Source organism: Phreatobacter aquiterrae (assembly GCF_053471285.1).
Genome location: NZ_JBJPHW010000012.1, coordinates 61,886 through 88,779 on the forward strand (window position 1 = coordinate 61,886; position 26,894 = coordinate 88,779).

Sequence of the window (26,894 nt, forward strand, 5' to 3'; positions counted from 1 at the left end):
GTATCCAGCAACGCTTCCGCTTTCGAAGGTCTATCGGCATCATTTCTTGCCGGCCCCACCTCAACGACTTGGCGCGGTGCGATACTCGGAACAAATCCACCAGAGAACAAGCACATATCGAATGCCGCCCTTGGGGTGACAATTGGCTACGATATCCAATGGGGGGTATTGTGGTTCGGCCCTACGGCGAGCGTGAGCTACTACACGGGACCGAACTACGCGGAAAGTAACATGCAGGTCGCTTCTCGCTGGTCGCTGCAATTCGGCGGCCGCTTGGGTGTGCACCTCACCTCTCGGACTTTCGCCTTCGCGACTGCAGGAGCTTCATTTCGCTATAAGCAATCAGGTTACTTGTCAGGTCCCGCCCTTACTCCCCTGGTGAGCGTTGCCGGGTGGTCTCCTGGCTACTACTTGGGTGGAGGCTTCGGGATACGTCTTTCACCGCACGTTTCCAGCGCCATTGAATACCGGTTTGTGGATCACGGAGGCCACCGCAACAGAATCCCATCCGTCGTTGTGCAGCCAAACTGGAACTCTCCATTCAGCCACCAACTTACAGTCGGATTGTCCTTCCACCTCTGAGGCAAGTATCCCGTCCAATCGACAATTGGCGGGATGACGTTCGAAATTGAGTGTTGGCGATCCCGGCAGGGCTCGAACCTGCGACATTCTGCTTAGAAGGCAGATGCTCTATCCAGCTGAGCTACGGGACCCCGGCCGGGTCCGCGCCGGGGCCTCAATGGGTCCAGGCGCCGACCCGGTTGAACTTGAAATTGTCCGAGTAGGCGGCGAGGCGCCGCTTCGGCACCTCGGCCTCGAAGACCTGGTAGGCAATGCCGTTCTTCTCGGCATAGGCGATGGCCTCGTCCTTCGTCTCGAAGGTGAGCCGCACCTGCTGCGCCATATCGGTCGAGCTCGTATAGCCCATCAGCGGCTCGACGGTGCGCGGCGCTGCGGGCTCGAACTCGAGGCGCCAGTGATCGGTCTTGGCAAGTCCCGACTGGGTGGCGGTCTTGGCCGGCTTGAAGATACGGGCGACCACGTCATTCCTCCGGATCTGGTCGGGGCGACTGGATTCGAACCAGCGACCTAGAGTACCCAAAACTCTCGCGCTACCAGGCTGCGCTACGCCCCGTCGGATGAGGCAATAGCCGAGCGAGGGGGCAGCGGCAAGCGCGATGCGCCCGGCCGGCTCACCCGCCGAAGAAGGGATGCTCGACCCGGTCGCCGGCGGCGATGCCGAGCCGCTTCGCCGTGCCGCCGATCACCTCCAGCACGCCCTTCACCGGTCCGTTGGACGAGATCGTCGCCTCGGACAGCGGCGTGGTGTTCTCGGCGATGTGGTGGATGAGCCCGTTGGCCCGGATGAAGATCATGTCGAGCGGGATGTAGGTGTTCTTCATCCACATGCTGATCTCGGTCTCGCGCGCGCCGAACTCGAACAGCATGCCGCGGTCGGGAGCCAGTTCGCGGCGGAACATCAGGCCGCGCGAGCGCGATTCCGGCGTGTTGGCGATCTCGAGCTGGAAGGGATGGCGAACGCCCGCCCGTGTGACGATGGTCAGCCGCGTCTGATCGCCCCGCGCCAGCACGGGCGCTGCGGGCAGGACGAGACCGGCGACGACAAGGCTGCGGCGATCGATGAGCATGGCCGCTGTTCTAGCCGCTCAGTGCGAGGCTGGGAAGGGCGCGCCGTCGGGCCGGACCTCGGCCGCCATCAGCCCCTTCGAGCCGTCGCCGAAGCGCACGAGCACCCACTGTCCCGGTCTCAGCTCGGTCATGCCGTAGCGGCGCAGCGTCTCCATGTGGACGAAGATGTCCGGCGTGCCGGGCCCACGCGACAGGAAGCCGAAACCGCGCAGCCGGTTGAACCACTTCACCTCGGCGCGCTCAAGGCCGCTGGTCGCCACCACCGCCACGTGGGTGCGCGGGGGCGGAAGCTGGGCGGGGTGAATGGCGGTGGAATCGTCCATCGACAGGACGCGGAAAGCCTGCAGGCCCCGGGCCCGCGCCGTCGCCTCGACCACGACCCGGGCGCCCTCATGGGCGGTCTGGAAACCGTCGCGGCGCAGGGTTGTCACATGAAGGAGAACGTCGGCCCCGCCGCCATCGGGAACGATGAAGCCGTATCCCTTGGCGACGTCGAACCACTTGATCGCGCCCGCGACCTCGACCAGATCGGCCGGAACCGCTTCGGAAACGGGCTGGTCGTCAGCCCGCAGATGAAGGCCGCCCTTGCCGCCAAGGCCATCCGCATCGGAACCATCCGACGTCATCACTCTCACCGCCGCGCTCTCGGGATCTTGGCCTCGATCCCGCCCCACCCTGATTCTCACTTTCGAGGATAACATCGGTCCTGCCGAGGCAAAGCCCAAAATTCAGGTGTTCCACCACTTCCGCTGCACTTTGGTGGACGATGCGTTGACGCCGGTCAGCAGGTCCGGGCGCCTTCGAGCTCGCCGACGAGGGCGTCGAGCACCGTGCCGATATCGGCGCGGATCACGAGGTCTGCGAGTTCGTCGAGCGGCGTCGCCTCGCGGTTGAGAATGACGAGCCGCGCCCCGCAGTCCTTCGCCGCCACGGGCAGGCCGGCCGCCGGATGCACGACCAGCGAGGACCCGATCGCCAGAAACAGGTCGCATCCGGTCGACCAGTCGATAGCGCGCCGCATCGGGCGCTCCGGCATGGCCTGGCCGAAGGAGATGGTCGCCGACTTCACCGGCCCCCCGCAGGCCTCGCAATCGGGCGCCGCCGCGCTCACCTCGAACCGCTCGCGCACCCATCCGAGCTCGTAGCGCCGCGCACAGGAAAGGCAGGTGGCATAGGTGCCGTTTCCATGGATTTCGATGACATGCTCGTGATTTAATCCAGCATCCTGATGTAGATTATCAATATTCTGAGTGATGATGCCACGCAAGCGGCCGGCCGCGATCATACGCGCCAGCGCACGATGACCGCGGGCCGGCTGCGCACCGCGATAGCTGTCGTCCATGGTGAACTTGCGCCGCCAGGCCTCGGCGCGCGCCTCGCGGCTCGCCACGAAGGCCTGAAACGGGATCGGTTTGTTCTGCGTCCACAACCCGCCCGGCGAGCGGAAGTCGGGAATGCCCGATTCCGTCGAGATGCCCGCTCCGGTAAACGCCACGGCACGGCTGGACTGCCTGACGAGACTTGCCAGATCGCTCGTGACCGTCTTCAACTCCGCTTTCGTCATCGACGCCTCCGCCAGAACGAGGACAGCCCGCATGCGCTACCTGCACACCATGGTCCGCGTGACCGATCTCGACCAGTCGCTCGATTTCTACTGCAACAAGCTCGGGCTGGTTCAGGTTCGCAAGAACGAATTTCCGCAAGGCAAGTTCACCCTCGTCTTCCTCTGCGCCCCCGAGGACAAGGCCGCAGCGGAAGCCGACATCGCGGCCGGCCGCCGCGACGCGCCGATGCTCGAGCTGACCTACAACTGGGACCCCGAGGCCTATACGGGCGGCCGCAATTTTGGCCACCTCGCCTATGAGGTCGACGACATCTACGCCACCTGCGAGAAGCTGATGAAGGCCGGCGTCGTCATCAACCGTCCGCCGCGCGACGGCCGCATGGCCTTCGTCCGCTCCCCCGACAACGTCTCCATCGAGATCCTGCAGAAGGGCGAGGCCAAGGCCGCGGCCGAGCCCTGGGCCTCGATGCCGAACACGGGCGTCTGGTAATCCGCTTGCTGCCTCTCAATCCGAACGTCGTCGATACCGGTACCCCGCCCATCCCCGCCGCACGCGCCTGGATGACGCGCTATGACGGGGCCCACGGCCCCGCCATAGACCTGTCGCAGGCCGCCCCCGGTTCACCGCCCCCGGCGGCGCTGCTGGAGCGGCTGGCGGCCGCGGCCGGACGCCCCGACGTCGCCCGCTATGGCGCCATCCTCGGCGACGCGCCGTTGCGGGAGGCCTATGCCGCCGAGGTCACCGCCCTCTATGGCGGCGATGTCGGCCCCCCCGATGTCGCCATCACCGCCGGCTGCAATCTCGCCTTTCTCGCCGCGGTCCTCGCCGTGGCGGGTCCCGGCTCCTCGGTCATCCTGCCGGCGCCCTGGTATTTCAACCACCAGATGACCCTGCAGATGATCGGAATCGGCGTGCAGGCGCTGGACTGCCGGCCGGATGACGGCTTCGTGCCGGACCCGGCGGCCGCCGAGGCGCTGGTCGACGCGACCACCCGCGCCATCGTGCTGGTGACGCCGAACAACCCCACCGGCGCCATCTATCCCGAAGGGGTGATCGCCGCCTTCGCGGCCCTCGCACGCCGCCGCGGCCTCGCCCTGATCGTCGACGAGACCTATCGCGACTTCCTCGCCAATGGCGCCAACCGCGCCCACGGCCTGTTCACGACCCCGGACTGGGGCGACCACGTCATCCAGCTCTACTCCTTCTCCAAGGCCTATGCGGTGCCGGGCCACCGCATCGGCGCCATCACGGCGGGACCCGCCGCCATGGGCCAGATCCTCAAGGTGCTGGACAGCGTGCAGATCTGCGCGGCACGCCCGGCGCAGGAGGCGCTGGCATGGGCCATCGCCGCCATGGCCGACTGGCGCGCCACCATGCGCACCACCATCAACGCCCGTATCGCCGCCTTCCAGGGCGTGGTGCGCCGCTGCCCCGGCTGGCACATTGCCTCGATCGGCGCCTATTTCGCCTATGTCCGCCATCCCTTTGCGGAAGTCCCGGCCGAGCGCGTCGCCGAGGCGCTGGCGGTCGAGCGCGGCGTCCTCGGCCTTCCCGGCTCCTATTTCGGCCCCGGACAGGACGGCCACCTGCGCTTTGCCTTCGCCAATGCCGACGAGGCCGCGATCTCCACCCTGCCCGCCCGGCTGGCGGACCTCAGGCCCTGATCGCGCTGCCGGAAGGATGCCCGCGGCCTACATCTCCATCACCGCCTGGACGCCGGGCACCGCCTTGAGGGCGCCGGCGATCTGCGGTGAGACGGCGAAACGTCCCGGCAGCTTCACCTCCACCTCGCTGCCTGCCTCCGCCAGCCGGATCACCAGGCTCACCTCGCCATCGCCCTTGCCCGGCAGGCGACGGGCGATGCTGTCGATGGCGCCGAGGTTCTCCACGAAGACGCGGAACCCCTTCTGTACACGCACCGCCGCCTCGTCGAGCGGCTCGACGGACTGGATGCGCACGCGCACCTCCTCGCCCTGCAGTTCCGCGCCCACCGCCAGCAGCACGGCCTTGCCGGGCTCCAGCAGGTCGCGGTAGAGGGCGAGCCCCTCGGAGAACAGCACGCCCTCGAAATGGCCGGAGGGATCGGAGAAGGTGACGATGCCCATCTTGTTGCCGGTCTTGGTCCGGCGCTCCTGGCGCGCCGTGACGACGCCGGCGAGGCGACCGGCGCTGGCGCCCTGCCGGACGCTGCGCGCGAACTGCACGAAGGGCTCGATCCTGAGGCGCTTCAGCGCCGGCTGGTAGTCGTCCAGAGGATGGCCGGAGAGGAAGAAGCCGATGGCCTTGTATTCCTCGTCGAGCTTCTGCGCCGGCAGCCAGGGCTCGACCTTCGGCACCCGGATGAGCGGCGCGCCGGAGCCGCCGAACAGTTCGTCCTGCCCGAGCGCCCTGCCCTCGGCCTGGCGCTGCGCCTCGGCCAGCACCTGGTCGATGGCGGCCGAGGCCGCCGCCCGGTTCGGCTCGAGATCGTCGAAGGCGCCGGCGGAGGCGAGATTCTCCAGCGTCTTGCGGTTGAGCATGCGCGGATTGATGCGCTGGGCGAAATCACCGAGGTCGCGGAACGGCCTGTCGCCACGCGCCTCCACGACGGCCTCCACCGCCTGCGCGCCGACGCCCTTCACCGCCGCCAGCGCATAGAGGATGCGCCCCTCTGCGACGTCGAAATGCACGCCGGAACGGTTGATGCTCGGCGCATCGACGGGAATGCCGAGGCGCACCGCCTCGCGGCGGAACTCGGACAGCTTGTCGGTGTTGGACAGGTCCAGCGTCATGGAGGCCGCCATGAACTCGACGGGGAAATTCGCCTTCAGATAGGCCGTATGATAGGAGACCAGCGCATAGGCGGCGGCGTGGCTCTTGTTGAAGCCGTAGTCGGCGAACTTGGCGAGCAGGTCGAAGATCTCGTCGGCCTTGCTCTGGGTGATGCCGTTCTTGAGACAGCCGGAGACGAAGCGCTCGCGCTGCTTGTCCATCTCCGCCTTGATCTTCTTGCCCATGGCGCGGCGCAAAAGGTCCGCCTCGCCCAGCGAATAGCCCGACAGGATCTGCGCGGCCTGCATCACCTGTTCCTGATAGACGATGATGCCGTGAGTCTCGGACAGCACCTGCTCCAGCAGCGGATGGGGATATTCGGCCTTCTCCAGCCCGTGCTTGCGGGCGCAATAGACCGGGATATTGGCCATGGGCCCGGGCCGGTAGAGCGCGACGAGGGCGATGATGTCCTCGAAGCGGCTCGCCTTCATCTCGACCAGTGCCTTGCGCATGCCGGCGCTTTCCACCTGGAACACCCCGACCGTCTCGCCGCGGGCCAGCATGTCGTAGGTCTTCGCGTCATCCAGCGGGATCGCCGCGAGGTCGATGGCGATGCCGCGCCGGCGGATCAGATCCACCGCCTTCTGAAGCACGGTCAGCGTCTTCAGGCCGAGGAAGTCGAACTTCACGAGGCCCGCCTGCTCGACCCACTTCATGTTGAACTGGGTGACCGGCATGTCGGTCTTCGGATCGCGATAAAGCGGCACCAGTTCGACCAGCGGCCGGTCGCCGATGACGAGGCCGGCGGCGTGGGTGGAGGCGTGACGGTTGAGGCCCTCCAGCTTCACGGAAATGTCGAAAAGGCGGGCGACGACCGGGTCCTCCTCGCGCGCCGCCTGCAGCTTCGGCTCGCCCTCGATCGCCTTGTCGAGGCTGATCGGCGCCGCCGGGTTCTGCGGCACCAGCTTGCACAGCTTGTCGACCTGGCCGTAGGGCAGCTCCAGCACGCGGCCGACGTCGCGCAGCACGCCGCGCGCCTGCAGCGTGCCGAAGGTGATGATCTGCGCCACCTGGGCGCGGCCGTAGCGCTCCTGCACGTAGCGGATCACCTCATCGCGGCGATCCTGGCAGAAGTCGATGTCGAAGTCCGGCATCGACACGCGCTCGGGGTTGAGGAAGCGCTCGAACAGCAGCGCGAACCGCAGCGGGTCGAGGTCAGTGACGGTCAGCGCATAGGCAACCAGCGAGCCGGCGCCCGAGCCGCGGCCGGGTCCGACCGGGATGTTCTGCGCCTTGGCCCACTTGATGAAGTCGGAGACGATGAGGAAATAGCCGGGGAACTTCATGCCGGCGATGATCGACAGCTCGAAGTCGAGGCGGTCGCGATAGTCCTTCTCGGTCAGGCCCGGCGCCGGACCATGGGCGGCAAGACGCCGGTCGAGCCCCTCGCGCGCCTGCCGGGCGAGTTCGGCGGCCTCGTCCAGCACCTCGCCGCCCGCCTCGGCGGTGAAGCTCGGCAGGATCGGCTTGCGGGTGCGCGGGCGGTAGTGGCAGCGGCGGGCGATCTCCACCGTCGAGGCCACCACCTCCGGCAGGTCGGCGAAGAGGGCGATCATCTCGGCCTGCGTCTTGAACCGGTGCTCCGGCGTCAGCTGCCGCCGCTCCGGATCGGCGAGCACCCGCCCTTCGGCGATGGAGATCAGCGCGTCGTGGCTCTCGTAGTCGCCGAGCGAGGCGAAAAAGCACTGGTTGGTGGCGACCAGCGGCAGGCCCCGCGCATAGGCTTCCTGAATGAGGTCCGGCTCGACCGCGCGCTCCGCGTCGAGACCGTGCCGCTGCAGTTCGACATAGAGTCGGTCGCCGAACAGGGCGGCGAGCCGGGACAGCCGCGCCCGCGCCAGATCCGCCTGATTGTCGTGGAAGGCCTGGTCGACGGGACCGCCGGGACCGCCGGTCAGCGTGATCAAGCCGGCCGCATGCGCCTCGACCACCGCAAAGGGCACGCTGGCGTCGGCCGTGTCGGGGCTCTCCATGAAGGCCCGCGAGGAGAGCGCCATCAGGTTGCGATAGCCCTCCTCTGTCGCCGCCAGCAGCGCGATGCGCGGCTTGCCGGCGACGGGGTTGGGGCGCCGGGGGTCCACGGCCCGATCGCCGAAATCCACCCCGAGGGTGAGCCCGACGATGGGCTGGATGCCTTCCTTGCTCAACTTGTCGGAGAATTCGAGGGCGCCGAAGAGATTGTTGGTATCGGTCACCGCCACGGCCGGCATCCGGTCGTGGCCGGCGAGCTTGGCGAGCTTGCCGATCGTCAGCGCCCCTTCCAGCAGCGAGAAGGAGGAATGGACCCTGAGGTGCACGAACGCCTGACCCGCCACCGTCTCTCCCTTCATCGACAAGGCCGCTCGCCGCGAGTCGGGCCGGATCGACCTTGAGCCCTGCCCCGCTACTGCTGCAAGGGCCGCGCCGCGGCCCTCACCGTTCTCCACACCCTGGCTCTTACCCCTGAAGCGCCTGCGCCCACACGGTGAGCATGCCGGTGAACAGGCCGAGGGCGACAAGGGCGGCTGCGTCTTCGATGAAACTGCGGATCATGGTGTCCTCCCGTTTTCGAGCGTGGAGGCACTATGTTCCTTTTTTGTTCTCATTGCAAGAGACGAGAACGCAACGCGAACACTTGCCGTTACCGAAGTGTAAAGATTGTCACAGCTCGACCACCAGCCCGTCGCGGATGGTCACCCGCCGGTCCATCCGGGCGGCGAGGTCCATGTTGTGGGTCGCGACGACCGCGGCGAGGCGCGAGGCGCTCACCAATTGGCCCAGGGCGGAAAACACGTGACTGGCCGTCTTCGGATCGAGATTGCCGGTCGGCTCGTCGGCGAGCAGGATGCGCGGTGCGTTGGCCACGGCCCGCGCGATCGCCACCCGCTGCTGCTCGCCGCCCGAGAGTTCGGCCGGCCGGTGCGTCTGCCGCTCTCCCAGACCAAGATAGGTCAGGAGCTCGCTCGCCCGGTTCTTCGCCTCCTTGTAGGAGAGGCCCCGGATCATCTGCGGCAGGATGACGTTCTCCAGAGCCGAGAACTCCGGCAGCAGGTGATGGAACTGGTAGACGAAGCCGATCTCCAGGCGGCGGATCCGCGTCCGCTCCTTGTCCGACAGCGACGAGGTCGCCTGCCCGTTGATAAAGACCTCACCCCCGTCGGGAGCCTCCAGCAGTCCGGCCAGATGCAGCAGCGTCGATTTGCCGGTGCCCGACGGTGCGATCAGCGCCACGGTCTCGCCGGGCCAGATGGCGAAATCGGCGCCCTTCAGGATTTCCAGCGGCGCGCCCGCCTCGCTGTAGCGGCGCTCGACCTTCTGCAGCCAGAGGACCGGCGCCTCTTCCCTCACGGTCTCACTCATAGCGCAGCGCCTCGACCGGATCGAGCTTGGCGGCCCGCCAGGACGGGTAGAGCGTGGCGAGCAGCGACAGGACCAGCGCCATGACCAGCACGGTCAGCGTCTCGCCGGTCGACATGTCGGCCGGGATCTGGGTCAGGAAGCGCACGGTCGGGTCCCACAGCGTCGTGCCGGTCGCCCAGGAGACGAACTCCTGGATCTTCTCGATATTGAGGCAGACGACGACGCCGAGGACGAAGCCGGCGAGCGTGCCGACAACGCCGATGGACGCGCCGGTGATCAGGAAGATGCGCATCACCGCGCCGCGCGTCGCCCCCATGGTCCTCAGGATCGCGATGTCCCTCCCCTTGTCCTTCACCAGCATGATGAGGCCGGAGATGATGTTGAGCGCCGCGACGAAGACGATCAGCGTCAGGATCATGAACATGACGTTGCGCTCGACCTGCAGCGCCGAGAAGAAGGTGGCGTTGCGCTGTCGCCAGTCGACGATGAACACCGGCCGCTCGACCGTTTCCGAGACAACGCGCCGGTAATGGTCGATGCGGTCGGCGTTGTCGGTATAGACCTCGATGGAGGAGGCATCGCCCTCGCGGTTGAAGAAGCCCTGGGCCTCCCGGAACGGCATGAAGACGAAGGCCGAATCGTATTCGGTCATGCCGACCTCGAAGATCGCCACGATCGGATAGGCCTTGATCCGCGGCGTCGTGCCCAGCGCCGTCACGTTGCCGCGCGGCGTCAGCAGCGTCAGCATGTCGCCGAGCCTGAGGGAGAGCTGATTGGCGAGCCTCTGGCCCACCATCACGCCCTCGGTGGTGTCGAAATCGTCGAGCCCGCCCTGCTTGATGTTGGCCGAGATCAGCGGCAGGCGCTTGAGATCGGCGGCGAACATGCCGCGCACGATGGTGCCGCCGGCGTTGAACGGCGAGGAGGCCAGCGCCTGGCCCTCGATCACCGGGGCGGCGAGCCTGATGCCCGGCACCCGCATCAGTCGCTGGGCGGCCTCGGCATAGTCGGTCAGCGGCGTGTCGATCGGCTGCAGCACCATGTGGCCCTGCACGCCGAGGATCTTGCCGAGCAGCTCCTTCCGGAAGCCGTTCATCACGGCCATGACGATGATGAGCGTGGCGACGCCCAGCATGATGCCGACGAAGGAGAACCCGGCGATGACCGAGATGAATCCCTCCTTGCGCCGCGCCCGGAGGTAGCGCAGCGAGAGCATCCATTCGAAAGCTGAAAAGGGACGTGTTCCGGTGGCTTCTGACATCGGCCGATCATGTGTGGCGAACCGCAGGGCGCGGACCGTCATGCACAAACTATCTGATTCAGGCCTTCTCGCGACGGGGGCGCGGCAGAATTTCCGGGACGGCCGGCTTCAGGCCGCGTTGACGCGGCGAAACCTGTTGAAAAAGGCGAAGGGCGCGCCCGACAGCAGCACGTCGAGATAGCGCAACGACTGGAAATGGCCGTTCAGCGAGACGCGCGGCAGGGCCGTCAGATGGTCCCGGTGTTCGGGAAAGAGCACGCCGGGACGCGTCGTCACCGCCGTCCTGAAGCCGAGTTCGCGGGCGATCGCAAATTCGCGCGGTCCGGCCGATGTCGGATCGCCGACCGGATAGGCGAAATGCAGCACGGGACGGCCGAGCTCGGCCTCGATGCGCCGGCGCGATTCGATCATCTCCTCCCGCACTTTTTCCTCGGCGAACTTCGCCAGCATCAGGTGGTCGACGGTATGGGCGCCGAAAGTGACGAGCGGATCGGCGGCGAGCGCCCGCACCTCGTCCCAGTCCATGCACAGGCCCCGGCAGATGTCGCGGAAGTCGATGCCGTGGCGCGCCGAGAGGTCGCGCACATAGGCCCTGAGTTCCGTCTCGGGCAGCGAGCGGAGCCACCAGTAGATCTCGTTATAGGCCTCGCGCTTCAGCGCCGCCGTCGAACAGTCGAAATGCACCATCTGGCCGGCGATGGCCGCGGTGATGGTGTTCTGCGTGCGGACCGTGTGTTCCAGCACCAGCCACCACAATTCGCCGTCGTGATCCATGAAGGAGGTCGGCAGGTAGATGGTGAAGGGCACGCCATGGCGCTTCAACACGGGATAGGCGTGCTCGGCATTGTCGCGGTAGCCGTCGTCGAAGGTGAAGGCGACGAAGGGGCGCCCCTCGTCCCCGGCGACGAGCCGGTCGTGCGCCTCGTCGAGCGAGACGATGTCGAACCCGCCGGCGCGCACCCGCCCGATCACGCCCTCGAGAAACTCGGGGGTCACTTCCAGCAGCGCATTGGGAGCGAAATCGCGCGGCTCGGCGGGCCGCACGTGATGGAGCATCAGGATCGCTCCGACGCCGCCGACGTAGGGACGCAGCATCCGGTGCGCACCTGTCAGGTACAGCGCCTCCAGACCGGCCTTGAAGACGGACATCCGCAAGCCGCTCATCCGGGCGACGCTCCTCCACCGCATTGCGCCACGCGCAATTCCCTCATCGGCATGGTGCCAACCATTTCTTGAGACTTCTTTGACAGCCTGCTCACATTGCAGCGAGGCCGAACCCCATGAGCGCGATCGCCGAACCGATGGCCGGCCGGCCCCTGCCCTGCGACCAGAGCGTGGCCGGAGAGGCTGCCCCCTTCGCCGTTCGGGTCGTCGACAATTTCGCCGCGGCCCACGACGACTGGCTGGCGCTGGAGGCGGAGGCCCCGCTCAGCGGCTACCAGCGCCTCGCCTGGCAGGAGACCTTCCAGCGTCATCTCGGCGACGGCGCCGACGGCTGCATCGCGGTCATCGCCGATACCGGCGGCACGGCGCAGGCGCTGCTGCCCTTCGCCATCGTCCGGCGGCGCGGCCTCGCGGTCGCCTCGTTCATCGGCGGCAAGCACGCCAACTTCGCCATGGGACTGTGGCGGCCGGCCTTTGCCCGGACGCTGGGCGCCGCCGAGCTCGCGGCGGCCTTCCGCGCCATCGCCGCCCGGTCTCCGCACCCCATCGACCTCTTCGAACTGACCAACCAGCCGGTCTCCTGGGCGGGCCTCGCCAATCCGCTCGCCCTGCTGCCGCACCGGCCCTCCCCGTCCTTCGGCTACCATCTGGCGCTCGGCCCCGACGCCGACGCCGTGCTCGAGCGCGTCGTCTCCGCCTCGTCGCGGCGCAAGATGCGCAAGAAGGAGCGCAATCTCGCGGAGATCGGGCCGGTTACCTTCGCCGTCGCCGGCGATGCTGCGACCATTGCCCGCTTCACCGACGCCTTCCTCGCCTACAAGGCGGCGCGTTTCGCCGAACTCGGCATTCCCAACGTCTTCGATGTCCCCGGCATGCGCGATTTCATCATCGAGGCTGCGTCGGGTCCGCGTCCGGCGATCGAACTCTGCGCCCTGAAGGTCGGAGACGAAATCGTCGCCCTGTTCGGCGGCTGCATTGCCAACGGACGCTACTCCGGCATGTTCAACGCCATGGCGCCGGGCGACGTGCGGCACGAGAGCCCGGGCGAACTGCTCCTCCATCACCTCATCCGCGACTGCTGCGCCCGCGGGCTGACGGTCTTCGATCTCGGCGCGGGAGAAGCCGACTACAAGTCGAACATCTGCGACGGGGTCGATCCCCTGTTCGACCAGTCGATTGCCGTGTCATGGAAGGGCGCGCTCGCGGCGCGGGCTTTCACAGCGGTCGGAAGCCTGAAGCGCCGCGCCAAGCAGTCTGCGTGGCTGTGGCCGCTGATCGTCAAGGCCCGGCGCCTGCGCGGACGCTCCGCGGCCTGACCGGTCAGGCCGCGACCACCTCGTCCTCGGCGGCGAGCATCACCACCACCGGCTTCAGGCCTGCTCCGGTCAGCCGCGCATAGGCGGACTGGACACCGGCATCGCTCGCCGGCTCCTCGGTGACGACGACCGCATCATCGGCGAGCGCGGCGAGCGCATCGAAGTCGCCGGTCCCGGCCGGCAGACGCCCCGCCACGATCACGACGGCCTCGTAGCTGCGCGCCAGCGCCGCCACGGCGAACTCGACGATCTCCGATGGCGGCCGTCCCATGCCGCCGGCCGGCACCAGATGGGCCGCGGACAACGGGTCCTGATGCAGAATGGCGCCGAAGCCCACGGCCCCGGCGGCGAAGTCGGACAGTCCGGGGGCGACCGGGCCGGCAAGGCCCGACAGCGGCGCGTCCTCGGGATCGATATCGACCATGACCACCCGGCGGCCCGCCTCGGCCAGTTGCCTGCCGAGGGCGAGACCGACGCCGCTCGCGGCGAGCGCATTGCGGGTGGCGATGACGAGCGTGCGGCGGCTCGCACCCCGCTCCGGCCCAGGATCGAGCATCCCGGCCAGGGCCGCGATGCTGTCGGGCTGGGGGACGGAGGCAAGGTCTGGTTCGAAGGCGTCCGATTCGGCCGCGAGCGGCGGCGAAGCGGCGAGGTCATGGGGCGAAGCGAGGTCGTCAGCGGCCTCCTGCCCGTCGAGCTCCGCCTCGTCGCTGCGATCCGCCTCGGCCGGCGCGCCGGCGAGCAGGGCGAGCGTCGCCACGGTCGCGATGGCGAGAATGAAGGTGCCGAGCGTCACGATGAGGATCGTCGGCAGCTTCTTCGGGAAGGCCGGAATGTTCGACACCTGCGCCCGCGAGATGACCCGGGCGTCGGTGGGCAGGTTGGTCAGCGTGTCGCGGGCGGAGGCGTCGCGATAGCGGCCGAGGAGCGATTCGAGCTGGTCGCGCAGAGATTTCGCCTCGCGCTCCAGCACGCGCAACTGCACCTCCTGCTCGCTCGCTTCGCTCGCCTGCTTCTTGGCCTGGTCGAGATTCTGCTGCAGCGCCTCCACGCGCGCGCCTGCGAAGCGCGCATCGTTCTCCAGCACGCGCACGAGCTTCTCGGCCTCCGACCGGACCTGGCCTTCAAGATTGGCGCGCTGGGCCCGCAGCTCGGCGATCCGGGGGTGGCGGGGCCCGAGCGTCGAGGACTGTTCGGCCAATTGGGCGAGAACCGCGGCGCGCTGCTCGTTCAGGCGGCGGATGATCTCGGAGTTGAGGATGTCGCCGGCCTCGATCGGGCGGCCGGACCTCAGGAAATCGCGCAGCAGGCGCGCGCGGGTCTGCGCATCCGACTGCTGCGCGCGCGCGGAGGCGATCTGGCTGTTCACCTCGGCGAGCTGCTGGGCTGTGAGGCTCGTGTTGTTGGAGCCGACGAAGAGGTTCGCCCGCGCGCGGAAGCTCTCGACCCGCCCTTCGGCCTCCTCCACCTTGCGGCGCAGACCGTCGACCTCGCCGGAGAGCCACTCGCTGGCATTGCGCGTCTGGCTGCGCTTGTTGGTCTGCTGCGCCTCGATGAACTTCGCGACGACGACATTGGCGGCCTCGGCGGCCAGTGCCGGATCATGCGATTCGAACTGGATGGCGATGATGCGCGACTTGTCGACCTGATAGGCGGTCAGCTTTTCGAAGTAGCTGCGCAGCACCCGCTCCTCGGCGGTCATGCTGAGCGGGTGCTCCGCCAGCCCCAGAAGCATCAGCACCTGCTTGATCGGATTGAAGCTGCGCAGCGCAGGGTCGAACTCGGGCTTGCGGGAGAGATCGAGCTGCAGCGCCACAGCCTTGCCGACATCGCGCGACAGGATGAGCTGGACCTGGCTGAGCACGGCCTCCTGATCCACGGCGGCGCGATCGGCCGAACCGGACCGGTCGATGTCGGGGCGGGTATAGGCGCTCTCGCCGTTCTCCACGAGGATTCGCGCTTCCGAGCGGTAGGTCGGCGTGGTCAGGCTGACAGCGGCGAAACTGCCCCCCAGGGCAAGGAGGGTCGGCACGGCGATCCAGAGCCGGCGCGCCCAGATCGACCGCGCAAGCCCCGCCAGGTCGAGGTCGACCAGCGAAGGCCTCCCGGAAACGGCGCGTGTCCGTTCGCCTGCCCCATGCATGTCTGTCGCCGCCTCCGGAACTCACCCTTGAGGCCATCAGAAATCATTAGGGTTGCCATCGCGTTAATTGCCCGGATGCGATGTCCGCCGCGCTCAGCCTTTCTTAACCACGTCCGTCGATGATCGCGCCATGTTGACCCTTCAGTCCCGAGGTGCCGGCGTCATGCGCTCTATCCTGCTCGTTTCGGCGACGGCGCTGATCCTTGCCGGGTGCGCCGGCCGCCCCGCCGCCGGACCGGGAACACTGGTCGATACGACGCGCGGAACCGTCGGACCGGTCGATCCCCGCGGTTCGCTCGTGCCGCACGAGCAGATCATGCCGCGCGGACCCTACCTGCTCGACACCGGCGACCGTGTGCGCGTGGTGGTCTTCGGCCAGGAAGGCCTGACCAATTCCTATGCCGTCGACGCGGCGGGAACCATTGCGATGCCGCTGATCGGCACCGTCCCCGTGACGGGACGCTCCACCGAGGTGCTGGCCCGGGACATCGCCGCACGCCTGCGCGGCGGCTTCATCCGCGATCCCAGCGTCTCCGTCGAGGTCGAGACCTACAGGCCCTTCTTCATCATGGGCGAGGTGGCGGCCGGCGGGCAGTTTCCCTTCGTCACCGGCATGACGGCGCAGAACGCCATCGCCATTGCCGGCGGGTTCACGCCCCGCGCCAACCGCTGGAGCATCGAGGTCACGCGCAAGCTCAACGGCCAGCTCTACCGCGCCGACGTGCCGCTGACCCACCCGCTCGCCCCCGGCGACACCGTGGTGGTGCGCGAACGCTGGTTCTGACGCCTTGGGCGCTCCGCTGTCCATCGTCCATGTCATGCGCGCGCCGGTCGGCGGGCTGTTCCGCCACGTCGTCGACCTGGCCGGCGAACAGGCCGCGCGCGGCCACCGGATCGGCATTGTGGCGGACGCCTCGACAGGCGGCGACAGGGCCGAGGCCATCTTCGAGGGATTGAAGCCCCTTCTCGCGCTCGGGCTGACGCGGGTGCCGATGAGCCGCGAACTCGGCGCCGCCGACTGGTCCGCCGGCTGCGCGGTCGGCCGTGTCCTGTCGGACCATGCGGTGGACGTCGTCCACGGTCACGGCTCCAAGGGCGGGGCCTTCGCCCGGCTCGCCGGCGGATCGCGGGTGAAGGTCTATACGCCGCACGGCGGAAGCCTGCACTACTCGCGTTCGACCCCCGTCGGCCTTGTCTATCTGACGCTCGAGCGTATCCTCGCCGCCCGCACCGACCTGTTCCTGTTCGAAAGCCTCTACGGGTTCAACGCCTTCGCCGCCAAAGTCTGCAAGCCGAAGGGGCTGGTGCGGGTCGTGCACAACGGCGTCAGCGAGGGCGAGTTCGCGCCGGTCCCGCCGCGCGCCGACGCCACCGACCTCCTCTTCATCGGCGAGTTGCGCAAGCTGAAGGGCGTCGATGTCCTGATCGACGCCATCGCCCTGCTGCACGGGCGCGGCCAGCGCCTGTCGGCCACCATCGTCGGCGATGGACCCGACGCGGCCGCCTTCCGCCAGCAGGTGTCGGCGGCAGGTCTTGCCTCTCACGTGACCTTCACCGGCGCCATGCCGGCGCGCGAGGCCTTTAGCCGCGGCAGGCTCCTCGTCATCCCCTCGCGCGCGGAATCCCTGCCCTACATCGTCCTCGAGGCGGGAGCGGCCGGCCTGCCCCTGCTGGCCAGCGCCGTCGGCGGCATTGGCGAGATACTCGGCCCCGATGCCGACCGGCTCGTGCCGCCCGGCAGCGACTGGGCGCTAGCGGCCGCCGTCAGCCAGGCCTTCGGGGACTGGGACGAGACGCTGTCCCTCGCCGCGCGGCTGAAGGAGCGGGTCCAGGCCGGCTTTTCCGTCACCGCCATGACCGACGGCGTTCTCGCGGCCTATCGCGACGCGCTGGCGCAGGCTCGCTGAGCATCGTCTCGACAGGATCAAGCGAAAAGCAACCTTTGGCGGTTAATCCTGCTTCACCGCAGGACGCGTCACGCGCCGGCCGGGCGCGAAGGGGATCCCGATCATGTTGGGCTTTACGGGACGAGACATCATGAAGGCGGCCGAATCCGCGCCCCCGGCAAGGCCGGCGAGCGAGGGGCACAGACCTCTTTCGGACCTTGCCACCCGCATCGCCGACGAGGCCATCGGTCCAGTCTACTCATCGGTCGTGCTCGCCGGAGTCGTCCGCCTCGTCGAGTTCGTCGTTGTGCTGGCGCTCGGCGCGACGATCTACATGGGCTGGGTCTATCCGGTTCACGGCGTCCAGTGGCCGTCCACCGTCGGCCTGTTCGGACTGGCATCGCTGGCCCTCGCCGCGTTCCAGACCGCCGGCCTCTACGACATCCACGTCTTCCGCACCCATGTCGCCCAGTTCGGTCGGCTGTTCCTCGCCTGGTCGCTGGTCTTCCTCGGGGCAGTCGCCATCGCCTTCTTCCTCAAGACCGGCGAGGAACTCTCCCGCGTCTGGCTCGGCGCCTGGTACCTTTCCGGCCTCGTGGTCCTGACCAGCCTGCGCGTCGCACTCGCCCAGGTCGTCCGCACCTGGTCGCGCGCCGGTCGCCTGCAGCGCCGCGCCGTCGTCGTCGGCGGCGGCGAGCCGGCAGAGGAACTGATCCGCTCCATCCTCGCCCAGTCCGATTCCGACGTCACCATCTGCGGCACCTTCGACGACCGCACCGACGACCGTTCGCCGGCCCACGCCGCCCATGTGCCGAAGCTCGGCAGCGTCGACGATCTCCTCGAATTCGCCCGCCGCACGCGCGTCGACCTCGTCATCGTCACCATTCCGATGTCGGCCGAGAAGCGCGTCCTCGAAATGCTGCGCAAGCTCTGGGTGCTGCCGGTGGACATCCGCCTCGCCGCCCACACCGCCAAGCTGCGCTTCCGTCCGCGCGCCTATTCCTACATCGGCAACGTTCCGGTCCTCGACGTCTTCGACAAGCCGATCCAGGACTGGGACATCGTGATGAAATGGGTCTTCGACAAGATCGTCGGAACCGCGGCCCTCATCGCCCTGTCGCCGATCTTCATCCTGACGGCCATCGCCGTGAAGCTCGATTCGAAGGGGCCGGTGTTCTTCCGTCAGAAGCGCTACGGCTTCAACAACGAGATGATCGAGGTCTTCAAGTTCCGCTCTATGTACACCGACATGAGCGATGCGACCGCCTCCAGGCTCGTGACCAAGGGCGATCCGCGCGTCACCCGCGTCGGCCGCTTCATCCGCAAGACCTCGATCGACGAACTGCCGCAGCTCTTCAACGTTGTCTTCTACGGCAACCTGTCGCTGGTCGGCCCCAGGCCCCACGCCGCCCATGCCAAGGCCGCCGACAAGCTCTACGACGACGTGGTCGACGGCTATTTCGCCCGCCATAAGGTGAAGCCCGGCATCACCGGCTGGGCGCAGATCAACGGCTGGCGCGGCGAGACCGACACGCCGGAAAAGATCCAGCGCCGCGTCGAGCACGACCTCTACTACATCGAAAACTGGTCGGTGCTCTTCGACCTCTACATCCTCGCCAAGACGCCGCTGTCCCTCGCACGGCACCGCGAGAACGCGTTTTGACCCTCGCCATCCCCTCGCCCCGCGCCGGGGGGATCGCCCGCGACGGTAAAGAGCCGCTTCGCCGCGCCGCCCTCTGGCTCATGCTGGTGGGCGGCGCCTTCGTCTTCGCCGAGCCTTCTCCCTACGAGATCGGCGCGCTCATCGCCATCGGCGTCTTCGCGCTCACGGGCGGACTGAGACTGCGTGCGGTCCACGCGCCGCTCGTCCTCGTCCTCATCGTCTATTGTCTCGGGCTGACGACCGCCGGCATCCCCGTCCTCGGGGCGACCAAGGTCGCGCCCTGGCTCGCGGTCTCCTGGTATCTCGCCCTCACCATGATCTTCTTCGCCGTGATCGCGGCGGAGGAGACCGACGCGCGCATGTCGATCATCATCCGGGCCTGGACGCTGGCCGCCCTGATTGCGGCGGTGGCGGGAATCGCCGGGTATTTCCGCCTGTTCCCCAAGGCCTTCGACCTGTTCACCCTCTATGGCCGCGCCAAGGGCACGTTCAACGATCCAAATGTATTCGGGCCCTTCCTCATTCTGCCGATGATCGTGGCCATGCAGGCCTTCTACCGCGGCCATGCCGGCGCGATGGTCCGGGCCGGCGGCGTCTTCGCTGTTCTGCTCGTCGGTTTGCTGCTGTCGTTTTCGCGCGGCGCCTGGGTCCATTTCGCGCTGTCAGCGGCGATCATGACCGGTCTGATGTTCGTCACCGCACGGTCGACGGCCGAGCGCATCCGCATTCTCGCGGTCGTCTGCGCCGGTCTCCTGCTGCTCGCGGCCCTCGTCGGCGTTCTTCTGTCCATCGACAAGGTGGCGGAGTTGATGAAGGAGCGGGCGAATTTCAACCAGAGCTACGATGCCGGCCCGATGGGCCGGTTCGGCCGCCATGCCTATGGCTGGCAGATGGCCCTGGACCGGCCGATGGGCATCGGACCTCTGCAGTTCACCCGCTTTTTCCCCGAAGACGCCCACAACGTTTATCTGAACTCCTTCATGGCGGGCGGCTGGACAGGCGGTATCGCCTATCACGTCCTCGTCGGGCTGACGCTCGCAGTGGGTCTTGCCGCATCGCTGATGCGCACGCACTGGCAGCCGATCACCATCGCCGTCTTCGCCACTTTCTGCGGCCTCGCTTTCGAGGGAAAGATCATCGATACCGACCACTGGCGACATTTCTGGGTGCTCGGCGGACTTCTCTGGGGACTGGCCATCGCCAAGCGGGTTGCGGCGGCGCGCGAAACGTCCTAAATCCCCCGCACGGTCGGAGTGTAGCGCAGCCCGGTAGCGCACTTGCATGGGGTGCAAGGGGTCGGAGGTTCGAATCCTCTCACTCCGACCAATTTCCCTCACATCGCCACGTTGGTTTCGGTTCAGGGCGGAACTGTCGGAAGCCCCGCGGGTTCATTTGGCAGGAGGACTTCTGTCATGACCCATCACGACCCCCGCGATCCCGACCGCATCGCTCTCGAACCGACCCGCCTCGACGGCGGCCGCCGCCCCGACCTCGACCCGCCGACGGATCCGCGGCTTGCCCGTGGCACCGCCAACAACTGGGGGCTGATCGGCGGCCTCGCCGCCGTTCTCGTCCTCGGTATCGTCATTTTCTCGATGATGGGGGGCAACCCCGGCAACCCGACGTCGCCCGTGACGCAGACGAGCGCGCCGGCCCCGACGCAGACGACTGCTCCGGCTCCGGCCCAGCAGCCGGCTCCCGATCCGGCGACCACCGGTTCGACCCCGCCGCGCCAGGCGCCCTGACGCCGATACGCCTTCACTCTCGATAACTGCCGCGGCGCGGGTCCCAAAGGGATTCGCGCCGTGTGCGTTTTCGCGTGTGGAACCGATCGCTTCCGGCCGTTCATGGCATGGGTGCCCCCACGAACGGCCCGGTGTTCCCAGTCAACCGGCCGGACTGGCCCGTTTCTCCGGGGTGTCCTCGAAGGCATTCGCGAACATCAGCGCGACGACCGCCGTGAGGCCGGCCGCGCTGAGGAAATTGAGGCGCTGGAACGCTGCGATCTCGTCCGGTCCGTAGATGTGGAACGGCGCCCCAAGCCACGCGTCTGGCAGAAGGTAGATCCCGTAGCAGGCCGCAGCGAAGGCAAAGCCGATCCTGCGTTCGTGCCTGCGGAACAGCAGGATCGCCAGCACGATGCAGGGCATGAGGAAGGCGTCGACGCCGGACGACGCGCCGAACATGAACCGGCACAACAGCGTGTTGCCGATGCCGGCGACCAGGAGGCCCGCGCGGCCGAGCAGGGAATCGCGTCGCGCCAGAGCCGGGACCGCTAGGAAGAGCGGCGTCGACAGGAAGGTCACGAAGGCCGGCCAGATCGTCGGCGAGACGGCCCAGGAGAGATAGAGCGGGTAGAAGGGCTGGTTCGAGGCGACCAGCATCGCCACCGTGTTCGCAGCGGCCGTCCGTGGATCGGAATGCCCCGCATAGCGGCGGTATCGCTCGATCGGTCCGGCGGCAGTCGGATGGGGCATGTTCGCTCTCCTGTGCCTCGCCAAACAGTCGTTCGATCTACGCAGCGGTGCGCCGGCCGGCTCACATCGCTCGACCGGTGCAGGGAGCTGTGGTTCGACGCGCGCGGCAGGCGTCGGGGAACCTTGAGCCTCCCCATCGGTTCAGATGAAACCAAGGAGAGCCCTCATGATCGCCCGCCGCACCGCCCTCACCGCCCTGCTTTTTGCGTTTTCGGCGCTGCCGTCGGCCGCCCAGGTACCGCCTGCCCAGCAGGACGGGGGCATGGGCGGGGCGAGTTCGGCCGGCGGATCCTCGGGCGGCGGCATGACCGCCGACGACGAGCAGGCCCAGGGCGTCGAGGCCGGCCATGAGGGTCGCCCGATCCCCGATCCCGAGAAGCGCGAGGAGGGACTGGAGGCCGTCGAGGTCGATCCGTCGACCGACCCGCGCAGCCCGGCTTCGGGAGGCGTCCCCAACCCGCCGGCACCGGCGCCGGCGACGCGCTGAGGCCGCCCGCGGTCCTAGTACGGGCTGATTTCCCCTGCTGACGACCGGACGAACCCGTCGAGAAGGGCTTCGCCGGCCCTTACCGGCCCCAGCGCAGGACCATGGCGTCGCGGTCACGCGCCAGTTCGATCAATCCCGCCTGCGCCGCCGGATGGGGCAGTTCCAGCGGGTGGCGCACGGCCGCCGAACCGATGACGCCGCCCTCCTTCATCAGAATCTTGGCCGCCGCCAGCCCGCACTGGCGATTCTCGTAGTTGATCAGCGGCAGCCAGCGCTCATAGGCCGTCTTGGCCGCCTCCCGGTCGCCGGCGAGATAGGGATCGATGATGGTGCGGATCCCGTCGGGATAGCCGCCCCCGGTCATCGATCCGGTCGCGCCGGCGTCGAGATCGGCCATCAGGGTGATCGCCTCCTCGCCGTCCCATGGCCCCTCGATGGCGCTGCCGCCGAGTTCGAGAATCGCCCGGAGCTTGGCCGCCGCCTGCGCCACCTCGATCTTGAAATAGGCGACGTTCCCGATCTCGCGCGCGAGCCTTGCCAGGAAGGCCGGCGACAGCGGCGTGCCGGCGACCGGCGCATCCTGGATCATGATCGGGATGGAGATGGCGTCGGATACCTTGCGGAAGAAGGCCTCGATCGCCGCTTCGCCCACCCGGAACGTCGCGCCGTGATAGGGCGGCATGATCATCACCATCGCCGCGCCGCGCTCCTGCGCGCTCCGCGACCGCTCGGCACAGATATGGCTGGCAAAGTGCGTCGTCGTGACGATCACAGGCACCCGTCCCGCCACATGGTCGAGCACCGCATCCATCACGGTCTCGCGCTCGGCATCCGTCAGCACGAACTGCTCGGAGAAGTTGGCGAGGATGCACAGACCCTGCGAGCCGGCATCGATCATGAAATCGATGCAGCGGCGCTGGCCCTCGAGATCGAGCGTGCCGTCGGCGTGGAAGATCGTCGGAGCGACGGGAAAGACGCCGCGATACGGGCGCTGGAACGACATGGGCTAGACCTCCCTGGACCTGCTTGTTGCCGGCCGCAGCCGGAGACACCAGCATGCTGTGTCGCGCTTCCCGCGTCGACATTCGGCTGCGCATGGCGCGCCCGCTCGGGGCACGGATAGCGCGGAGTTCAGCGGGACAGGATCTCGACCATCGCCGCATACCCACGCGAGCGGGCAAGAGCGAGGGGTGTCTGGCCGTTGCGGTCTGCGATGTCGCGCCGGGCGCCGGCCTGCACCAGGCGGCGGGCGGTATCGGTATGGCGCGGTCCACCGTCGCCGAGGACGACGGCCTCGATCAGCGCGGTCCAGCCGAGATTGTTGACGTGGTCGAGCGGCGCGCCGGCATCGATCAGCACCTGAACCACCTCGGCATGGCCGAGATGGGCGGCGGCGATAAGGGCCGTGCCGTTGTAGGGGCTCGTGATCTGCTTCGCATCGCCACCGATGGCGAGCGCCACCCTCAGCGTTACGACGTCATCGGCGACGGAGGCGATGGTGACGCAGTCATAGGCCCGTCCCTCCATGGCCTTCGGGTCGGCGCCCTGCGCCACCAGCAGGCGCATCGCCTCCGCCTGGCGGGCGAAGCAGGCGACGTGCAGCGGCGTCCGCCCCGCCCCGTCGCGGCCGTTCGGGTCCGCGCCCCCGCGCAGCGCATTGCGGAGCGCCGCGAGATCGCCCGCATGGGCGGCCTTGTGCAGGCCACGGTAGGCGGCGAGTTCCACCGCGCTCGGGGGCGTCTGCGCCGGCGCGGCGTGGGGCGTGGCGAAGGCCGCAAGGCAAAAAAACACAAGGCCCAGGCGTGTGCTGCTCATGGTGTCCTCCCGTTGCCGTTCGGGCAGGCCATGCCGACGGCACGTCTTTGGCGCCGCTGGTCCTGCGCGTCCTGACTTCACGTTCTCACCGCGGCCGCCTTCCGCGCAAAGGCCTTCATTGCGAACAAAACAGGAAACGTGCTGACAATGCCGTCAACACAGACATGATTCGGAGCCGATGCCCGCCGCCTTCCTGCAATCGCTCAATGCCGAACAGCGGCGCGCCGTCGAGCACGGCATTGCTGAACGGAACGCGGCCCCGGCCACGCCGCTGCTGGTGATCGCGGGCGCCGGCTCGGGCAAGACCAACACGCTGGCCCATCGCGTCGCCAACCTGCTGGTCAACGGGGCCGATCCGAGACGCATCCTCCTGGTCACCTTCTCGCGCCGGGCGGCCGCCGAGATGAGCCAGCGCGTCGCGCGCATCTGCCGGAAGGCGATGGGCGAAGCGGCGGGTGTGATGACGGAAGCCATGACCTGGGCAGGCACCTTCCACGGCATCGGCGCGCGCCTCATCCGGGACCATGCCGAGCACCTCGGCCTCGACCCGCATTTCACCATCCATGACCGCGAGGACAGCGCGGACCTGATCAATCTCGTCCGCCATCAGCTCGGGTTCTCCCGCACGGAGCAGCGCTTTCCGACCAAGGGCACCTGCCTTGCCGTCTATTCGCGCTGCGTGAATGCGGAACAGCCGGTCGGCGCCGTGCTCGGCGAGACCTTTCCCTGGTGCACCTCATGGGAGGCCGAGTTGAAGGCGCTGTTCGGCGCCTATGTCGAGGCCAAGCAGGCCCAGAACGTCCTCGACTACGACGACCTGCTGCTGTGCTGGGCGCAGGCAATGAGTGACGCAGACCTCGCCGCCGCGATCGGCGGCCTGTTCGACCATGTGCTGGTCGACGAGTATCAGGACACCAACCGCCTGCAGGCTTCCATCCTGCACGCCCTCAAGCCCGACGGACGTGGCCTGACGGTCGTCGGCGACGACGCCCAGTCGATCTACTCCTTCCGAGCTGCCGAAGTGCGCAACATCCTCGACTTCCCGGCCGCCTTCTCGCCGCCCGCAGAGGTCATCACCCTGGAGCGGAACTACCGGTCGACGCAGCCCATCCTCGCCGCAGCCAATGCCGTGATCGGCGAGGCGGCGGAGCGCTTCACCAAGAACCTCTGGACCGACAGGACCTCGGCCGAGCTCCCCCAGATCGTCAGCGTTCGCGACGAGAACGAGCAGGCGCGCTTCATCGCCGACGCGGTGCTGGAGGGACGCGAACGCGGGATGGCGCTGAAGGATCAGGCGGTGCTGTTCCGCACCTCGCACCACAGCGGCCCGGTCGAGGTGGAACTCACCCGGCGCAACATCCCCTTCCGCAAGTTCGGCGGCCTGAAGTTCCTCGATGCGGCGCATGTGAAGGACCTGCTGGCGCTGCTGCGACTTGCCGAGAACCCGCGCGACCGCGTCGCCGGCTTCCGGGCCCTCCAGCTTCTGCAAGGCGTCGGCCCCACTTCCGCCGGGCGTATTCTCGACGAGCTTGGCCAGACAGGTTCGCTCGCGACGGTTGCCGCCCCTCCCCGCTGCGGCGACGACTGGCGGTGTTTCATCGCGGCCGTCGAGGATCTTGCGACGGGGCGATCCGGCTGGCCGGGGGAGTTGGAGGTGGCGCGGCTCTGGTACCAGCCGCATCTTGAGCGCATCCACGAGGATGCAAGCGCACGCCAGGCGGACCTCGTCCAGCTGGAGCAGATCGCCTGCGCCTATCCGAACCGGACGCGGTTCCTGACCGAGCTGACGCTCGATCCCCCCGACGCCACCAGCGATCATGCCGGTCCGCCGCACCTGGACGAGGACTATCTGATCCTCTCGACGATCCATTCGGCCAAGGGCCAGGAGTGGAAATCGGTCTTCGTTTTGAATGCGGTGGACGGCTGCATGCCCTCCGATCTCGGGACCGGCACCGCCCGGGAGATCGAGGAGGAGCGCCGGCTGTTCTATGTCGCCATGACCCGCGCACGTGACGAACTGCGCATCATGACGCCGCTACGCTTCTACGTGCATGGCCAGGCGGCGCGCGGCGACCGCAATGTCTTCGCCTCGCGCACGCGCTTCATCCCGGGGAAGGCGCTCGGCCGGTTCGAACGCGTGTCGTGGCCGGCGGCGACTGCCGCCGCGCCGCTACGGCCGACCGGCGCCGGGCCACGCATCGACGTCGGCGCCAGGCTGCGGGGCATGTGGCGGTAGCTGCGGATCGCTCTCAATGACAACGAGATCGTCGACGCTTCGCCATTCGCGCCTGCAGCGCCCCTTAGCGCCCGTCGATACGAAGACCCTTGTCATCGACACGAATCTCCAGGCCGGGGCGGCGATCACGCTCATAGAAATAGGCAGCCACCGCCGCCACCGAGACGACCCCCAGGACTGCGACAATGACCAGAAGGGTCGGGCGGGACAAGGACATGGCGGTCTCCGGTTGAGCGGAAGATCAACACGGATGACCCTCTGTGGTTCCAACGCCGGCGCTTGCCGGGTCAGCCGCGCGAACCACCCGTCCTTCCACGCCGGCGCTGGCCTGATCGAGGCCGACCATCGGCAGCGGGTTCATTGCACGTAGGTCGTGGAGAAATCGACGACCTTGACCACCACAGACTCATTCACGTCGATCTCGATCACCGAGGTGGACGAGAACTTGTACGAGCGCCCATCCTTCATCTGCTCGATTGCGGCGTGCGAGAGTTCGCGCGAGCCCCGCAAGACGTAACGCCTCATGGCTCCGGTCCCGAGCGCGACCGGCTTGATCGGGATGGCATGGCAAACCCTGTATCCAGCCTTGTCCGATGGCGATTGAGCGCATTCCTGCCCCTGAAATGCGAATTGCACCGGATTTTTCGTGTGAACCCGCAGGCGTTCAATTTTCGCATGCGGCGGCAACGCCCCGGCAATCAGGCTAATCCCAAAATCGAAATCGCTGACAACGCCAGATTCCGACTCGCGCGCGGAAATATTTCCGAGCTCGACCCAAACGTCCAACGTCGTGAGGACTTGGGATTGCTGCATGGCGCTGCGCCGCTCTGACGATCAGTCGAATGATGGAGGTAGAACGTTACAGAACGCAACGCTGTTCCACGAAAGGTGTTAACCGCCAAAACTATGCAGTTGCAGGAACGCCGCAGCCCTGGACCTTTTGTTCACATCCCCGGATTCGCCTCCACAATCGCCCGACCTGCTCCGTCGGTCGATCCACGGCGATCGCAGGCGGCACCACGACCCGGGACATCACCCGGATGTCCCGCGCGACGGAGGATCGAACCGATCGCGAAAGGAC

The 26,894-nt window shown here is 67.7% G+C and carries 24 protein-coding genes and 3 tRNA genes; 11 read left to right on the forward strand and 16 right to left on the reverse strand.

Going from position 1 to position 26,894, the window contains the following annotated elements; all coding sequences use genetic code 11:
• Nucleotides 1-636: 636 nt before the first annotated feature.
• From ACJ4V0_RS17460 to ACJ4V0_RS17485, 6 genes are all read right to left on the reverse strand, one after another.
• Nucleotides 637-713 (reverse strand) — tRNA-Arg (locus ACJ4V0_RS17460).
• A gap of 23 nt (nucleotides 714-736) precedes the next feature.
• Complete coding sequence (locus ACJ4V0_RS17465; RefSeq protein WP_448300879.1) at nucleotides 737-1,042, reverse strand: ETC complex I subunit; 306 nt, start codon at nucleotides 1,040-1,042, stop codon at nucleotides 737-739.
• Between the two features lie 16 nt (nucleotides 1,043-1,058).
• Nucleotides 1,059-1,135: transfer RNA gene (locus tag ACJ4V0_RS17470), tRNA-Pro, on the reverse strand.
• Between the two features lie 58 nt (nucleotides 1,136-1,193).
• Nucleotides 1,194-1,649, reverse strand: coding sequence for a DUF192 domain-containing protein (locus ACJ4V0_RS17475; protein WP_448300880.1), 456 nt, complete (start codon nucleotides 1,647-1,649; stop codon nucleotides 1,194-1,196).
• A gap of 18 nt (nucleotides 1,650-1,667) precedes the next feature.
• On the reverse strand, nucleotides 1,668-2,276 hold the full coding sequence (locus tag ACJ4V0_RS17480) for a cold-shock protein (RefSeq protein WP_448300881.1): 609 nt from the start codon (nucleotides 2,274-2,276) through the stop codon (nucleotides 1,668-1,670).
• A 155-nt stretch (nucleotides 2,277-2,431) separates the two neighbouring features.
• Complete coding sequence (locus tag ACJ4V0_RS17485; protein WP_448300954.1) at nucleotides 2,432-3,214, reverse strand: SIR2 family NAD-dependent protein deacylase; 783 nt, start codon at nucleotides 3,212-3,214, stop codon at nucleotides 2,432-2,434.
• Nucleotides 3,215-3,245: 31 nt separating this feature from the next.
• Between ACJ4V0_RS17485 and gloA the strand changes: the two genes are divergently transcribed.
• Together gloA and ACJ4V0_RS17495 are read left to right on the forward strand one after the other, a co-directional pair.
• Nucleotides 3,246-3,704, forward strand: coding sequence for a lactoylglutathione lyase (gloA, locus tag ACJ4V0_RS17490; RefSeq protein WP_448300882.1), 459 nt, complete (start codon nucleotides 3,246-3,248; stop codon nucleotides 3,702-3,704).
• Nucleotides 3,705-3,709: 5 nt separating this feature from the next.
• Nucleotides 3,710-4,879, forward strand: a complete 1,170-nt coding sequence (locus ACJ4V0_RS17495) for an aminotransferase (RefSeq protein ID WP_448300883.1) — start codon at nucleotides 3,710-3,712, stop codon at nucleotides 4,877-4,879.
• A 27-nt stretch (nucleotides 4,880-4,906) separates the two neighbouring features.
• Here the strand turns inward: ACJ4V0_RS17495 and dnaE are convergent, their stop codons facing one another.
• The 4 genes from dnaE to ACJ4V0_RS17515 form a co-directional block, all read right to left on the reverse strand.
• Nucleotides 4,907-8,356 carry a DNA polymerase III subunit alpha gene (gene dnaE / locus ACJ4V0_RS17500; protein ID WP_448300955.1) on the reverse strand — a complete coding sequence of 1,150 codons (3,450 nt, stop codon included), beginning with the start codon at nucleotides 8,354-8,356 and terminating at the stop codon, nucleotides 4,907-4,909.
• Nucleotides 8,357-8,666: 310 nt separating this feature from the next.
• A complete protein-coding gene (locus ACJ4V0_RS17505; protein WP_448300884.1) occupies nucleotides 8,667-9,365 on the reverse strand; it encodes an ABC transporter ATP-binding protein in 699 nt (232 codons plus the stop codon).
• Nucleotides 9,358-10,626: a lipoprotein-releasing ABC transporter permease subunit gene (locus ACJ4V0_RS17510; protein WP_448300885.1), complete on the reverse strand. Its 1,269-nt coding sequence runs from the start codon at nucleotides 10,624-10,626 to the stop codon at nucleotides 9,358-9,360. Before ACJ4V0_RS17510 ends, ACJ4V0_RS17505 begins: the two co-directional genes overlap by 8 nt.
• Nucleotides 10,627-10,734: 108 nt before the next feature.
• Nucleotides 10,735-11,790 carry a polysaccharide deacetylase family protein gene (locus tag ACJ4V0_RS17515; protein ID WP_448300886.1) on the reverse strand — a complete coding sequence of 352 codons (1,056 nt, stop codon included), beginning with the start codon at nucleotides 11,788-11,790 and terminating at the stop codon, nucleotides 10,735-10,737.
• A 116-nt stretch (nucleotides 11,791-11,906) separates the two neighbouring features.
• Between ACJ4V0_RS17515 and ACJ4V0_RS17520 the strand changes: the two genes are divergently transcribed.
• Nucleotides 11,907-13,106, forward strand: a complete 1,200-nt coding sequence (locus ACJ4V0_RS17520; protein ID WP_448300887.1) for a GNAT family N-acetyltransferase — start codon at nucleotides 11,907-11,909, stop codon at nucleotides 13,104-13,106.
• Between the two features lie 4 nt (nucleotides 13,107-13,110).
• Here the strand turns inward: ACJ4V0_RS17520 and ACJ4V0_RS17525 are convergent, their stop codons facing one another.
• Nucleotides 13,111-15,249 carry a GumC family protein gene (locus tag ACJ4V0_RS17525; RefSeq protein ID WP_448300888.1) on the reverse strand — a complete coding sequence of 713 codons (2,139 nt, stop codon included), beginning with the start codon at nucleotides 15,247-15,249 and terminating at the stop codon, nucleotides 13,111-13,113.
• 163 nt (nucleotides 15,250-15,412) lie between these two features.
• Here ACJ4V0_RS17525 and ACJ4V0_RS17530 point away from each other — a divergent pair, with 163 nt between their 5' ends.
• From ACJ4V0_RS17530 to ACJ4V0_RS17555, 6 genes are all read left to right on the forward strand, one after another.
• Nucleotides 15,413-16,033, forward strand: coding sequence for a polysaccharide biosynthesis/export family protein (locus tag ACJ4V0_RS17530; protein ID WP_448300889.1), 621 nt, complete (start codon nucleotides 15,413-15,415; stop codon nucleotides 16,031-16,033).
• 4 nt (nucleotides 16,034-16,037) lie between these two features.
• Nucleotides 16,038-17,156: a glycosyltransferase family 4 protein gene (locus ACJ4V0_RS17535; protein WP_448300890.1), complete on the forward strand. Its 1,119-nt coding sequence runs from the start codon at nucleotides 16,038-16,040 to the stop codon at nucleotides 17,154-17,156.
• A 130-nt stretch (nucleotides 17,157-17,286) separates the two neighbouring features.
• Nucleotides 17,287-18,798, forward strand: a complete 1,512-nt coding sequence (locus tag ACJ4V0_RS17540) for an undecaprenyl-phosphate glucose phosphotransferase (protein ID WP_448300891.1) — start codon at nucleotides 17,287-17,289, stop codon at nucleotides 18,796-18,798.
• On the forward strand, nucleotides 18,795-20,033 hold the full coding sequence (locus ACJ4V0_RS17545) for an O-antigen ligase family protein (protein WP_448300892.1): 1,239 nt from the start codon (nucleotides 18,795-18,797) through the stop codon (nucleotides 20,031-20,033). The genes ACJ4V0_RS17540 and ACJ4V0_RS17545 overlap by 4 nt, the downstream gene beginning before the upstream one ends.
• 14 nt (nucleotides 20,034-20,047) lie before the next feature.
• Nucleotides 20,048-20,124: transfer RNA gene (locus ACJ4V0_RS17550), tRNA-Pro, on the forward strand.
• Between the two features lie 86 nt (nucleotides 20,125-20,210).
• Nucleotides 20,211-20,543, forward strand: coding sequence for a hypothetical protein (locus ACJ4V0_RS17555; protein ID WP_448300893.1), 333 nt, complete (start codon nucleotides 20,211-20,213; stop codon nucleotides 20,541-20,543).
• Nucleotides 20,544-20,684: 141 nt separating this feature from the next.
• Here ACJ4V0_RS17555 and ACJ4V0_RS17560 read toward each other — a convergent pair whose 3' ends face one another.
• Nucleotides 20,685-21,275 (reverse strand): hypothetical protein, encoded by a 591-nt coding sequence (locus tag ACJ4V0_RS17560; RefSeq protein WP_448300894.1) that lies wholly within the window; start codon nucleotides 21,273-21,275, stop codon nucleotides 20,685-20,687.
• A 166-nt stretch (nucleotides 21,276-21,441) separates the two neighbouring features.
• Here ACJ4V0_RS17560 and ACJ4V0_RS17565 point away from each other — a divergent pair, with 166 nt between their 5' ends.
• Nucleotides 21,442-21,762, forward strand: coding sequence for a hypothetical protein (locus ACJ4V0_RS17565; protein ID WP_448300895.1), 321 nt, complete (start codon nucleotides 21,442-21,444; stop codon nucleotides 21,760-21,762).
• A gap of 79 nt (nucleotides 21,763-21,841) precedes the next feature.
• On the opposite strand, the gene ACJ4V0_RS17570 is transcribed toward ACJ4V0_RS17565, so the two are convergent.
• Nucleotides 21,842-22,765 (reverse strand): dihydrodipicolinate synthase family protein, encoded by a 924-nt coding sequence (locus tag ACJ4V0_RS17570; RefSeq protein WP_448300896.1) that lies wholly within the window; start codon nucleotides 22,763-22,765, stop codon nucleotides 21,842-21,844.
• Nucleotides 22,766-22,893: 128 nt separating this feature from the next.
• Nucleotides 22,894-23,577, reverse strand: coding sequence for an ankyrin repeat domain-containing protein (locus tag ACJ4V0_RS17575; protein WP_448300897.1), 684 nt, complete (start codon nucleotides 23,575-23,577; stop codon nucleotides 22,894-22,896).
• 178 nt (nucleotides 23,578-23,755) lie between these two features.
• Between ACJ4V0_RS17575 and ACJ4V0_RS17580 the strand changes: the two genes are divergently transcribed.
• Nucleotides 23,756-25,813 carry an ATP-dependent helicase gene (locus tag ACJ4V0_RS17580; protein WP_448300898.1) on the forward strand — a complete coding sequence of 686 codons (2,058 nt, stop codon included), beginning with the start codon at nucleotides 23,756-23,758 and terminating at the stop codon, nucleotides 25,811-25,813.
• Between the two features lie 64 nt (nucleotides 25,814-25,877).
• Here ACJ4V0_RS17580 and ACJ4V0_RS17585 read toward each other — a convergent pair whose 3' ends face one another.
• Both ACJ4V0_RS17585 and ACJ4V0_RS17590 read right to left on the reverse strand, forming a co-directional pair.
• Entirely contained in the window at nucleotides 25,878-26,030 is a 153-nt protein-coding gene (locus ACJ4V0_RS17585; RefSeq protein WP_448300899.1) for a hypothetical protein, read from the reverse strand.
• A gap of 140 nt (nucleotides 26,031-26,170) precedes the next feature.
• The gene (locus ACJ4V0_RS17590; RefSeq protein WP_448300900.1) at nucleotides 26,171-26,626 is read right to left on the reverse strand and encodes a hypothetical protein; all 456 of its coding nucleotides are present in this window, start codon (nucleotides 26,624-26,626) and stop codon (nucleotides 26,171-26,173) included.
• Nucleotides 26,627-26,894: the final 268 nt, after the last annotated feature.